This window comes from Blastococcus sp. SYSU D00868, assembly GCF_054050575.1.
On the sequence record NZ_JBJGZO010000054.1, the window covers coordinates 1 to 12,445 of the forward strand.

A 12,445-nucleotide genomic window follows, 5' to 3' on the forward strand; every position below is an offset into this window, starting at 1 on the left:
CCTCCTCGCTGCGGGTGCCGACCGACAGGTGCTCCTCGGAGCGGGTCATCGCGCTGTCGGTGGTCGGGCCGGAGGTGTCGTGGCCGACGGTGCCGCGGGTCTCGTAGCCGCCCGTGGTGCCGGTGGTCACCGTCGTGTCGGACGCCGTCTCGACGAGCTCCGGGCCGCGGGCGGTGCCGACGGCGTCGGCGATCGAGCGGCTGTCGCCGATGCCGTAGTACCGGTACAGCTCGGCCTCCTCGCTGGGGGAGAGGTGGCCCTCGACGCTGACGTCGTGGTGCGGCGAGTTCTTCACCTGGTCCTTGTCGTAGGGCAGCCGGAGCTCGTCGCCGGACAGGGTCGCCTCCGCGAGGGGGACGAACGCCTCCTTCGTGCCGAACAGTCCGGTGCGCACGGTGGCCCACTCGGGGCGGCCGGTGGAGTCGTCGAGGTACACCTCGCCGACGGTGCCGAGCTTGCCCTGGGGGCCGACGGCGGTGCTGCCGATGACGTTGCCGATCTGCTGCTGGGTGATCACGGTTCGCTCCTCGCGGAAGGGGTCTGGGGGACGGCCGCTGGGACCGGGGAGCTCCACCCGGCCGGGCCGCCTGAGGTCTGCCCGGCGGGTTTACGACGTAAACGCGTCAGGCGTCGAAGGAGGAGGGCCGGCGCGGGCTGCGGCCCTCGCGGCGGACGGCCTCCAGTCGGCCGAGCAGGTTCTCCAGGGCCTCCTCGAACTCGGCCGCCGACTCGTCGAGCGACAGCAGGTCCTGCAGCCGCACCACGGTCGGGTACCCGCTCAGGTCCGGCTCGACCTCGGGATGGCCCACCCCGGCGTCCTCGGCGTTGACCGGGACGCCCTTCTGCGAGACCTCCAGCAGCAGGTGGCCGAGCAGGAAGCTGCTGTAGGCGCGGTAGGCCGCCACCGCCGACTCCTCGGTGAACCCGGAGCCGGTCAGCGCGACGAGGAAGGACTCGACCCACCGCAGGCTGCGCAGCGGCGGGCGCACCCACGGCGCCGCCGGCGGTCGGGTGGCGACCAGCGGGAACACCTCGGGGTGGGCCAGCGCGATCCGCCGCACCCCGTGCGCGAGCCGCTGCAGGTAGTCCTGCCAGCCGTGCGCGGCCTCGAGGAGGACGTCGGGGTCGCCGTAGAGCTCGTCGATGACGCTCTCGACCACCCCGTCGAGCAGCTGCTCGCGGCCGGGCACGTAGCGGTACATCGCCATCGCCTCGACGCCCAGGTGGGCGCCGAGCCGGCGCATGGTCAGCGCGCTCAGCCCGTGGGTGTCGATGAACTCCACCGCCGCGCCGAGGATCCGCCGGCGGTCCAGCGGCACCCGGCCGGTGTCGGGCGGGCCGGCCGGCAGCACCGCGGCCGCGCCGCCGCGGGCCTCCGGGACGTCGGGGTCGAGGGGACGGCCGGGACCGTCGGGTGTCGCCACGGCACCTCCTCGCCCGGTGTCTTCGGGCCCCGTCCCCTGCATCCTGCCCGTCGTGCCACCGCACCGGAGGCAGTGCCCGGTTGTGAGGTCATCGGAACCCACCGTTGACGCCGAGGCCCACGCCGGGAAACGACGGCCCCGCACGCTCGTCCCCGTGACCGCCGCAGCCGTGCCCGCGCCCGCCGACGGGTCCCGCACGCAGCGGACCACGCACACCCACTGCCCGTACTGCTCGCTGCAGTGCGGCATGGCGGTCACCGCCGGCGCCCGCCCGGCCAGCGTCGTCCCGCTGGACTTCCCGACCAACCGGGGCGGGCTGTGCTCCAAGGGCTGGTCGTCGGTCGAGCTGCTCGACCACCCCGAGCGGCTGCTCCACCCGCTGGTGCGCGCCACGCCCGGGGACCGCACCAGCCCGCTGGTCGAGGCGACGTGGGACGAGGCGCTGGGCCGGGTCGTCGGCGCGATCCGCCGCACCCAGCGGACGTACGGCCGGGACGCCGTCGGCTGCTTCGGCGGCGGCTCGCTGACCAACGAGCAGGCCTACCAGTTCGGCAAGTTCGCCCGCGTCGCGCTGCGCACCTCCGCGATCGACTACAACGGCCGGTTCTGCATGTCCTCGGCCGCCGGCGCCGCCAACCGCGCCTTCGGCCTGGACCGCGGCATGCCGTTCCCGCTGAGCGACCTCGCCGCGGCCGACGTCGTCGTCCTGGTCGGCAGCAACCCGGCCGACACCATGCCGCCGGCGATGCAGTACCTCGACGCCGGGCGCGAGCGCGGGGCCGAGCACGTCGTCGTCGACCCGCGGCGCACCGCCACCGCCCGCCACGCCGCGCTGCACCTGCAGCCGCTGCCGGGCACGGACCTCGCACTGGCCAACGGGCTGCTGCACATCGCGGTGGCCGAGGGACTGGTCGACGAGGAGTACGTCGCCGCGCGCACCACCGGCTTCGACGACGTCCGCGCCGCGGTCGCGGCCTACTGGCCGGACCGGGTGGAGCGGCTCACCGGCGTGCCGGTCGCCGACCAGCGGCGCACGGTGTTCGCCCTCGCCCGGGCGGAGAAGGCGATCGTGCTCACCGCCCGCGGCGCCGAGCAGCACCGCAGCGGCACCGACACCGCCCAGGCGTGGATCAACCTGGCGCTCGCCCTCGGCCTGCCCGGCCGGCCCGGCAGCGGCTGGGGCACCGTGACCGGGCAGGGCAACGGGCAGGGCGGCCGCGAGCACGGGCAGAAGGCCGACCAGCTGCCCGGCTACCGGTCGCTGCGCGACCCCGCCGCCCGCGCGCACGTCGCCGCGGTCTGGGGCGTCGACCCCGACGCCCTGCCGATGCCCGGGACGAGCGCCTTCGAGCTGCTGGACGCCCTCGGGACCGACGGCGGCGTCCGCACGCTGCTGGTGCTGGCCTCCAACGTCGCCGTCTCCGCGCCCGACGCCCGCCGGGTGGTCAGCCGGCTGCACGACCTGGACTTCCTCGCGGTCAGCGACTTCTTCCTGTCCGAGACCGCCGAGCTCGCCGACGTCGTCCTGCCCAGCGCCATGTGGGCGGAGGAGGCGGGCACGATGACCAACGTCGAGGGGCGGGTCGTCCGCCGCCGGCGCGCCCTGGACCCGCCGGCCGGCGTCCCCGACGACCTGCAGCTGCTGGCCACGCTCGCCGGCCGGCTGGGCGCCGGGCACCTGTTCTCCGGCGACCCCGAGACGGTCTTCGCCGAGCTGCGCCGCGCCAGCGCCGGGGGAGCGGCGGACTACTCCGGGATCAGCTACGACCGGATCGACGCCGAGGACGGCGTCTTCTGGCCCTGCCCGGACGAGACGCACCCGGGGACGCCGCGGCTGTTCGCCGAGCGGTTCGCCACCCCCGACGGCCGGGCCCGCTTCCTGCGCGTGGAGCACGTCGAGGCGCACGAGCGCCCCGACGCCGAGTACCCCTACGTGCTCACCACCGGCCGGGTGCTCGCCCAGTACCAGTCCGGCACGCAGACCCGCCGCTCGCGCAGCCTGTCGGTGGTCGCGCCCACGCCCCGCGCCGAGCTGCACCCCGACCTGGCCCGCCGGCTGGGCATCGCGCAGGACGACGTCGTGGAGCTGGCCACCCGCCGCGGCCGCGCCCGCTTCCACGCCCAGGTCACCGACGCGATCCGGCCCGACGTCGTCTTCGCGCCCTTCCACTGGGGCGGCGGCTCCAGCGCCAACGCGCTCACCGACCCCGCCCTCGACCCGACCAGCCGGATGCCCGCCTTCAAGGTCTGCGCCGTCGCCGTGACCCGCGTCGGCGGGCCCACCGAGCAGATCGCGCCGCCCGGGGCCGGCACCCAGCCGCAGCCCCGCCCGCACGCCCCGACCGCCGTCCCCGCACCCCGCCCCCCGGCCCGTTCCGCACCACGGAGGAGCACCCGCGTGAAGAGCACCCCCCGCTTCCTGCAAGGCGTCTACCCGGTCACCGGCGAGGGGCTGGCCAAGCCCGGCCCGGTCGACGCCGCCCTGCGCTACACCGTGCCCGCCGGCGCGACCGCCCAGGCGCTGTACTTCCGCGGCGGCAACTCCACCGGCGAGCTGGTCTACGTCCTGCTGCTGCGCGACGGCGAGCCGATGCGCTGGTTCCCGATCGGCGCGAAGGGGGATGTGCACGTGCCGCTGCGGGTGGTCGAGGACCTGCCCGGCGGCACCGTCGTCGAGCTGCACGCCGCCGCGCCCGAGGGCGTCACCGGCGAGCTCGTCGTCGACCTGGGGCTGGTGGAGGTCTGATGACGACCGTCCTGGGCGGACGCCCGGAGGGCATGACCTCGCTCCCGCTGGGGGACGACGACCTCGACCCCCGCCCGCGGCTGGTCGTGGTGGGCAACGGCATGGCCGGCGCCCGCCTCGTGGAGGAGGTGCTCGAGCGCGGCGGCGGCGAGCAGTTCCGGATCACCGTGTTCGGCGACGAGCCGCACGGCAACTACAACCGGATCATGCTCAGCCCGGTGCTGGCCGGGGAGTCGTCGGAGGACGAGATCGTCCTCAACAGCCACGACTGGTACGCCGACAACGGCGTCGAGCTGCGCGCCGGCGTCCGGGTGCAGCGGGCCGACACCGCGGCCAAGGTGGTGTACGGCTCCGACGGCAGCGTCACGCCCTACGACCACCTGGTGCTGGCGACCGGCAGCTACTCGTGGATCCCGCCGATGGACGGCGTCCGGACCGCCGACGGGGAGCTGCTGCCCGGCGTGTACGGCTTCCGCACCATCGACGAGACCCGCGCGATGCTCGAGGCCACCGGCCGCTGCCGGCGGGCCGTCGTCCTGGGCGGCGGGCTGCTCGGCCTGGAGGCCGCCCGGGCGCTGCAGGGCCACGGGCTGCAGGTCGAGCTCGTGCACGCGATGCCGTGGCTGATGAACGCCCAGCTCGACGCCGAGGCCGGCGCCATCCTGAAGCGCAGCGTCGAGTCGCTCGGCATCACCGTGCACCTCGACGTCCTGGCCACCGAGGTGCTCGGCGAGGACTCCGTGACCGGGGTGGTGCTCAAGGACGGCCGGCGGATCGACTGCGACCTGCTCGTCGTCGCCGCCGGGGTGCGGCCGCACACCGACGTCGCCGTCCGCTCGGGGCTGGAGGTCGAGCGGGCGGTCGTCGTCGACGACCAGCTGCGCACCGACGACCCCGACGTCTACGCGATCGGCGAGTGCGCGCAGCACCGCGGCTCGGTCTACGGGCTGGTCGCCCCCGCCTGGGAGCACGCGAAGGTGCTCGCCGACGTGCTCACCGGCAGCGACCCGGCCGCCGAGTACACCGGCAGCCGCACCGCCACCAAGCTCAAGGTCGCCGGCGTCGACGTCGCCACGATGGGGGTCAACACCCCCGAGCGGGACGACGACGAGTTCCTCGTGATCAGCGAGCCGAAGCGGGGCGTGCACCTGTCGGTCGTCATCCGCGACGACAGGCTGGTCGGCGCGACGCTGCTCGGCGACACCCGCAAGGTCGCCTTCCTCACCCAGGCCTTCGACCGCGGCTCCCCGCTGCCGGAGGAGCGGATCCGGCTGCTGGTCGACCTCTCCGACGGCTCTGGGTCGGTCCATGGGGAGGCCGCAGTCGCCGAGATGCCCGCCGACAGCCAGGTGTGCAACTGCAACGGCGTCACCAAGGGCGCGATCTGCGGCGCGGTCGCCGACGGCTGCGGCAGCGTCGGCGCCGTCATGGACCGCACCCGCGCCGGCAAGGGCTGCGGCTCGTGCACGTCGCTGGTGAAGCAGATCGTGGAGTGGGCCGCCGACGGCGACGTCGCCGAGGACCCCGCGGCCTCCTGGTACGTGCCGGGCATCCCGCTGGCCAAGCCGGAGCTGATGGCGGCCATCCGCGAGCGGGACCTGCGGTCGGTCTCCGCCGTCTTCGCCGCGCTCGCGCCCGGCGGCAAGGAGGACGCCAAGTCGAAGATGGGCCTCACCTCGCTGCTCAAGACGGTCTGGGGCGTGGACTTCGTCCCGGAGAAGGACGGCGAGTTCATCAACGACCGCGTGCACGCCAACATCCAGCGCGACGGCACCTTCTCCGTCGTCCCGCAGATGAAGGGCGGGGTGACCACGCCGGCGCAGCTGCGGCGCATCGCCGACGTCGCCGAGAAGTACGAGGTGCCGATGGTCAAGGTGACCGGCGGCCAGCGCATCGACCTGCTCGGCGTGCGCAAGGAGGACCTGCCGGCCATGTGGGCCGACCTCGGCATGCCCTCGGGGTACGCCTACGGCAAGAGCTTCCGCACCGTGAAGACCTGCGTGGGCAGCGACTTCTGCCGCTTCGGCCTGGGCGACTCCACCCAGCTCGGCATCGACCTGGAGAGCCGTTTCCAGGGCATCGAGAGCCCGGCCAAGATGAAGCTCGCCGTGGTGGGCTGCCCGCGCAACTGCGCCGAGGCCTACGTCAAGGACGTCGGGGTGGTCGCGGTCGGCAACGGCCGCTGGGAGGTCCACGTCGGCGGCGCCGCCGGTGCCACCGTGCGCAAGGGCGACCTGCTGGCCACCGTCGACTCCCCGGAGGCGGTGATCGAGCTGGCCGGGCGGTTCATGCAGTACTACCGGGAGAACGCGAACTGGCTGGAGCGCACCTACGACTTCGTGCCGCGGATCGGCCTGGAGCGGATCAAGCAGGTGCTGCTCGAGGACAGCGAGGGCATCTGCGCCGACCTCGACGCGGCCATGCAGCGCTCGGTCGACGCCTACCGCGACCCGTGGGGCCAGGACCTGGCCGAGCCCGCCACGCCCGGTCAGTTCCGCACGTCCCTGCCCCTCGTCGACCTGCCGGAGGTGCCCGTCCGATGAGCCTCACCACCGAACGCCTGGCCGCTGCCTCCGGCGTCCGCGCGCACACCGTCGGCCGGGTCGAGGACGTGCCGCCGGGGGAGGGGCGGGCCTTCGTCGCCGGCGGCACCCAGGTCGCCGTCTTCCGGCTGCGCGACGGATCCCTGCACGCGACCCAGGCGGCGTGCCCGCACGCCGGCGGGCCGCTCGCCGACGGGCAGACCGACCCCGACGTGCTCGTCTGCCCGCTGCACCTGTACGCCTACCGGTGGGTGGACGGCGCCGCGACCAGCGGCGCTCTGGCCGTGCGCACGTACCCGGTGCGCGAGGTCGACGGGATGGTGGTCGTCGACGTGTGAGGCCCCGGCCCGTGCGTCGGCCGTCCTCGCCGTCACCTCGCAGCGCTGCTGTCGGCTCCCGGGCCGACGGCAGCGCTGCGAGGTGACAGCGTGCCGGGCAGCCCACTGGGGATGGTCGTCGTCCGTGGCCCCGCGCCGAAGATCTCCGAGGTCGTGCAGGCCACGTCCGCCTGACCGCGCCCGGGTGCCGCCCCCGATGGGGCGGGACCCGGGACCTCACGACGCGGGGACGACGACGTGCTCGGGCACCGCGGCCGGCGGGTTGACGAACCAGACGTTCTCCTCGACCAGCTTCCGGGAGCGCCAGCCGTCGGGCGTCCGGACCATCTCGTGGTGGTAGTAGCCGCCGCAGGTGCTGCGCCCCTCGACGCCCGGCACCTGCATCGGGTTGTAGAAGTCGGCGAGCACCCGCGCGGTGTCGCCGTCGAGGTGCACCTCGACGTTGGTGACGTGGTGGTGGGTGAAGGGGAACGTGGCGAACGTCCCCGACAGCAGGGCCACCATCTCGTCGCGCGGTAGGCAGGGCGCCCCGGCCGAGGTGTAGTCGATGACCGCGTCGTCGGTGAAGACGCTGCGGTACATCTCCCAGTCGCCGCGGTCGATGCCGTGGCAGTAGCGGGTCAGCACGTCGCGGATCTCGATGCGGTCGGCGAGGGTCTGCAGGTCCACGGGTCCTCCGGGCTCGGTCGGATGTGGCGCGGACCATAGCGGCGGGCGGCCGCGTCGCCGTCCCGCCGGCGCACCGGCCCGGGAGCCTCACTCACCCCAGTCCACCGTGCCCATCGGCGCGCGCTCGTCGAGTACCGCGCCGTCGGCCGTCTCCGTCCGCACCGTGACGGTGCCCTCGGGGAAGGACGCCACGGCCACCCCCGCCTCCAGGGCGACGGACCCGAGCTCCCCGCCGCCCGCGTCCAGCGCCCGGGCGACGGTGGCCGCGGGGGGCGCGACCACCACCAGGGTCGGCAGCACCTCGGGGTCCGGGCCGAGGTCGGTGACGTCGCAGCGGACGACGAACGTCTGCTCGGCGACCGGCGGTCCGGCGGGCCGCAGCTCCGTGCCGCACGCGGCGCCGGCGCCGCTCCCGTCCGGTCGGTTGACCATGAGGTTCGCCTGCACGTAGACGGCGCCGGAGGGCAGCGTGGCGGTGAGCACGGTGACGTCCGCGCTCCGGTCGCCGGGTGCGGGGACGAAGCCCAGCCAGGCCAGGACGAAGCGGACGTCGTCCCCCGGCAGGCCGAAGAGATCCAGCAGGCCGTGGGCCATCGCATCGGCCATGAGCGCGTAGGACCCGGGGCGCAGCCACTCCACGGTCGCCACGGCCGTCGGCCCGGACGTCACCGTCGTCTCCGGGCTGCCGGTCACGACCTCCCGGCCCTCCCGCGTCACCCGGAAGCGCAGCGCGGGCGGTCGCGCCGTGCCGTCGTCGGGCAGCGCCACCACGGCGACGCCCTCGGAGACGTCGGCCGGCTCCCACGTCCGCGTGACCGCCGCGTCCGCGCCGACCTCGGGCCGGCGGGAGACGTCGATCGAGTCGCCGCGCAGGGCGACCACGACCAGCGCGCCGGTGGTGTTGTCGGCCAGGCCGACGGGCTGCGCCGGGTCGACCCCGCGGGGGACGGTCGCCAGCTCCATCTGCGCCGGACCGGCGCCCGGCGGCCCGGCGAACCAGGCCATCGCCACGTCGCTCAGCGCGCCGAGGTCCGTCTGGACCGCGGGGTCGGCGGCCGCGCCCTCGGGCCGGGCGGTGTTCTCCCCGACGACGAGCGCCCACCGCCTCCCGGGGACGTCACCGGCCCACACCACGCGGCGCGTCGACACGTCGGGCTCCGGGCCGGTCAGCCCCTGCTCCGGCAGCTGCCACGGCAGCTGCCGCACGCCCTCGACGAACGCGGCGTCCCCGGCCAGCGGGCCCCGGGTGGGACCGGCGAACACGGAGGCCGTCGACGCGGGGGAGGCCGGGCCGGGCGCCGGCTCGGCGGCCGGCCCGGACAGCGCCACCGGGACGGCGACGACGACGGCCGCGACGGCCGCCGCCAGCGCGGTCAGCCCGACCCGTTGCCGGTGCCCGGCCCGCGACCGCGCGGCCACGCGCGTGGCCAGGCCCGGGTCCTCCGGCGGGGCGGTGCGCTCGGCGATGCGGGCCAGCCGCTCGCGCAGCACGGTCTCGGTGCTCGTCTCGGTGCTCACGATCGCTCCTCGGGCCGGCCGGCCGGGACGAGTGGGACGAGGGCGGCGCGCAGGCGGGCCAGGCCCCGGCTGGTCTGCGTGTCGACCGCGCTGGCCGAGCAGCCCATCGCCTCGGCGGTCTGCTGCACCGACAGGTCGGCGTAGTAGCGGAGGACCACCGCGGTGCGCATGCGCGGGGGCAGGGCGCGGAGCGCGGCGCGGAGGTCCTCGTCGGGGTCGGCGGGCGCGGCGGCGGGGTCCGGGCGGTCGGGCAGGGTCTCCACGACCTGCTCGGTGGTCCACAGCCGGCGCCGCCAGCTGACGTGGCTGGTGGCCATCACCCGCCGCACGTACGCCGTCGGGGGACCGGCGGCCGAGATCCGCCGCCAGTGCCGGTAGGTCCTCACCAGCGCGGTCTGCACGAGGTCCTCCGCGTGCCCGCGGTCGCCGGTCAGCAGGACGGCGAGGCGCAGCAGGGCCGGCTGCTCCCGGGACACGAAGTCCGCGAAGGCCCGCTCGTCGTCCCGGTCGTCGTCCCGGCGCACGCAGCCCCCTCCCGCAGGTCCTGCCCCCTACACGCGGCGGGACGTCCAGGGACCCCACAGCAGAGGCATCACATTCCGGTAACGGTGGCCCTCGTGCAGGGGCCCGCTGCGAGCGGGCGACCAGTGGGGGGCACGGGGGTCCCTCTCCACGATCAGGTCACGACCCGCGGCCGGGATCAGGAGCGGGGGAGGTCCAGCGCGGCCAGGACGGCGGCGACCGCCTCGTCGCGGACGAAGTCGAGCGCGAGCAGCCGGTGCACGAGCACCCCGCGGCGGGTCAGCCGCAGGTCGGCCATCCGCAGCCGGGGCAGCGCGGCGCCGCCGGGCCGGGGGACCGCGGGGGGCGGGTCGAGCAGCCCGCGGCGCTGCAGGTCGGCGACGTCCTCCAGCGCGCCCCACGCCGTCCAGCCGCGCGGGTCCACCGGCAGCGGGGCCATCGGCAGCGGCGTCCGGTCGCGCCGGCCGACGGCGGCGAGCACGACCAGCTGCCGGCCGGTGAGCTCGCCGGCCAGCCGCAGCCCGCGGTGGACGACGCCGGCGTCGAGGTCGGGGGAGACGGCGGCCTCGCCGATCAGGTAGCCCAGGTGCCGGACCCGCCACTCCTCGGGCGTCTGCCGGGCGGCCAGGACGGCGGCCTCGGCGAGCTCGTCGGCCGGCGCGCGGCCGCCGACGTCGGCGGTGAGGAACCCGTCGGAGCGCACCGGCCGGCCCTGCGACGTCCGGGTGACGGTCAGCTCGACGGCGAACGCCAGCGCCGCCCCGGCCCGGACCCGCTCGCGGGGCACCGGCAGCAGCGCGCCGTCGACGGCCACCCGGCGCAGGCAGGCGGCCAGCCGCGGGTCGAGGGTCACCCGCGTGGCGGTGGGCTCGAACAGCAGCGTGGCCGCCGAGCGGCTCATCGACCCGGCCACCGGCTCGCCCGTCTCCACCAGCGAGCGGCCGTCGGGGGCGGTGCCGTCGGTCGCCGCGCCGTCCAGGGTGTTCCTCACGCCGGTGATCATCCCGGCGGCGCGGCGCCCGCGCACCGGCTGCGCCCGCGGCCTCACCACCGCGGGGCAGGCGCCGGCCTCACCGGCGGCCCGCGCGGGCGGTGAGGGAAACGGAACACACGTTCTCCGTCGCGGCAACGGGCGGGGAACCGGGCGCCGTCACCGTTCCCCCATGGCTGCCCCCACCCGCCCGACCGCCGCTCCCGCGACCGCCGCCCCGCCGGCGTCGCCACCGCTCCCGGGCGGGCGGTGGATCGAGGACTGGCGCCCGGAGGACCCGCGGTTCTGGGAGGCCACCGGCAAGCGGGTCGCCCGCCGCAACCTGTTCTTCTCGGTCTTCTCCGAGCACGTCGGCTTCTCGATCTGGAGCCTGTGGTCGGTGCTCGTGCTGTTCCTGCCCGAGCCGGTGTACGGCATCGACCCGGCCGGCAAGTTCCTGCTCACCACGCTGCCGACCGCGCTCGGCGCGTTCGTGCGGCTGCCCTACACCTTCGCCGTCGCCAGGTTCGGCGGGCGGAACTGGACCATCGTGTCGGCCGCGCTGCTGCTGGTCCCGACCATCGCCACCGCGATCGTGCTGGAGCCGGGCGTCGACTACTCGACGCTGCTGGTCGTCAGCTGCCTGGCCGGCGTCGGCGGCGGGAACTTCGCCAGCTCGATGGCCAACATCAACGCCTTCTACCCCGACCGGCTCAAGGGCTGGGCGCTGGGCCTGAACGCCGGCGGCGGCAACCTCGGCGTCCCGGTGATCCAGCTCGTCGGCCTGCTGGTGCTGGCCACCGCGGGCGCCTCGCACCCGCGGATTGTCCTGTGGGTCTACATCCCGCTGATCGTCGTCGCGGCGGTCGGCGCGGCGCTGCTGATGGACAACCTGGCGACCGCCCGCAACCAGCCCCGGGCCATGCGCGAGGCGCTGCGCGAGCCGCACACCTACGTCATGTCGTTCCTGTACATCGGCACCTTCGGCTCGTTCATCGGCTTCGGGTTCGCGTTCGGCCAGGTCCTGCAGAACCAGTTCGCCGCCGACTTCGACACCCCGCTGCAGGCCGCCTACCTGACCTGGCTGGGCCCGCTGCTGGGCAGCCTGATCCGGCCGCTGGGCGGCTCGCTGGCCGACCGGTTCGGCGGCGCGCGGATCACCTTCTGGACCTTCGTCGCGATGGCCGGCGGCGCCGCGGTCGTGCTGGCCGCCAGCCAGGCGGGGTCGCTGCCGCTGTTCGTCGTCGGGTTCGTCCTGCTGTTCGTGCTCAGCGGCATCGGCAACGGCTCGACCTACAAGATGATCCCGGCGATCTTCCGCAGCCAGGCGCAGCTGTCGGTGGCCGCCGGCGGCGACGGCGCCGCGGCCGACCGGCGGGCGCTGCGGATGTCCGGCGCGCTGATCGGCATCGCCGGCGCGGTGGGCGCCTTCGGCGGGGTGCTGGTGAACCTGGCGTTCCGGCAGTCGTTCCTCGCCACCGGCGACGGCGAGGGCGCCTACCTCGCGTTCATCGCCTTCTACGGCGTCTGCGTCGCGGTCACCTGGGCGGTGTACCTGCGCCGCGGCGCCCCGATGGCCGGCGTCTGATGCGGAGTGGGGGGGGGGGGGGGGGGGGGGGGGGGGGGGGGGGGGGGGGGGGGGGGGGGGGGGGGGGGGGGGGGGGGGGGGGGGGGGGGGGGGGGGGGGGGGGGGGGGGGGGGGGGGGCGGGGGGGG

The 12,445-nt window shown here is 75.8% G+C and carries 10 protein-coding genes; 4 read left to right on the plus strand and 6 right to left on the minus strand.

The features are described from left to right. Together ACI79F_RS24200 and ACI79F_RS24205 are read right to left on the minus strand one after the other, a co-directional pair. A partial coding sequence (locus ACI79F_RS24200; RefSeq protein WP_456547668.1) for a PRC-barrel domain-containing protein occupies positions 1-517 on the minus strand: 517 nt, incomplete at its 3' end. A gap of 106 nt (positions 518-623) precedes the next feature. Then, positions 624-1,424: a TetR/AcrR family transcriptional regulator gene (locus tag ACI79F_RS24205; RefSeq protein WP_456547667.1), complete on the minus strand. Its 801-nt coding sequence runs from the start codon at positions 1,422-1,424 to the stop codon at positions 624-626. 154 nt (positions 1,425-1,578) lie between these two features. Here ACI79F_RS24205 and ACI79F_RS24210 point away from each other — a divergent pair, with 154 nt between their 5' ends. The 3 genes from ACI79F_RS24210 to ACI79F_RS24220 are packed head-to-tail and all read left to right on the plus strand — an operon-like array spanning position 1,579 to position 7,051. Beyond that, positions 1,579-4,170, plus strand: a complete 2,592-nt coding sequence (locus tag ACI79F_RS24210) for a molybdopterin oxidoreductase family protein (protein ID WP_456547666.1) — start codon at positions 1,579-1,581, stop codon at positions 4,168-4,170. After that, positions 4,170-6,713, plus strand: a complete 2,544-nt coding sequence (gene nirB, locus ACI79F_RS24215) for a nitrite reductase large subunit NirB (RefSeq protein WP_456547665.1) — start codon at positions 4,170-4,172, stop codon at positions 6,711-6,713. Before ACI79F_RS24210 ends, nirB begins: the two co-directional genes overlap by 1 nt. Continuing rightward, positions 6,710-7,051 carry a Rieske (2Fe-2S) protein gene (locus ACI79F_RS24220; RefSeq protein WP_456547664.1) on the plus strand — a complete coding sequence of 114 codons (342 nt, stop codon included), beginning with the start codon at positions 6,710-6,712 and terminating at the stop codon, positions 7,049-7,051. The genes nirB and ACI79F_RS24220 overlap by 4 nt, the downstream gene beginning before the upstream one ends. Positions 7,052-7,267: 216 nt before the next feature. Here the strand turns inward: ACI79F_RS24220 and ACI79F_RS24225 are convergent, their stop codons facing one another. The 4 genes from ACI79F_RS24225 to ACI79F_RS24240 form a co-directional block, all read right to left on the minus strand. Beyond that, positions 7,268-7,720, minus strand: coding sequence for a nuclear transport factor 2 family protein (locus ACI79F_RS24225; protein ID WP_456547663.1), 453 nt, complete (start codon positions 7,718-7,720; stop codon positions 7,268-7,270). Between the two features lie 87 nt (positions 7,721-7,807). After that, positions 7,808-9,238, minus strand: coding sequence for a hypothetical protein (locus ACI79F_RS24230; protein ID WP_456547662.1), 1,431 nt, complete (start codon positions 9,236-9,238; stop codon positions 7,808-7,810). Further along, a complete protein-coding gene (locus ACI79F_RS24235) occupies positions 9,235-9,762 on the minus strand; it encodes a SigE family RNA polymerase sigma factor (protein ID WP_456547661.1) in 528 nt (175 codons plus the stop codon). The genes ACI79F_RS24230 and ACI79F_RS24235 overlap by 4 nt, the downstream gene beginning before the upstream one ends. A gap of 176 nt (positions 9,763-9,938) precedes the next feature. Beyond that, a complete protein-coding gene (locus ACI79F_RS24240; protein WP_456547660.1) occupies positions 9,939-10,751 on the minus strand; it encodes a hypothetical protein in 813 nt (270 codons plus the stop codon). Between the two features lie 172 nt (positions 10,752-10,923). On the opposite strand from ACI79F_RS24240, the gene ACI79F_RS24245 reads away from it, so the two are divergent. Then, positions 10,924-12,318: a nitrate/nitrite transporter gene (locus ACI79F_RS24245; protein WP_456547659.1), complete on the plus strand. Its 1,395-nt coding sequence runs from the start codon at positions 10,924-10,926 to the stop codon at positions 12,316-12,318. Positions 12,319-12,445: the final 127 nt, after the last annotated feature.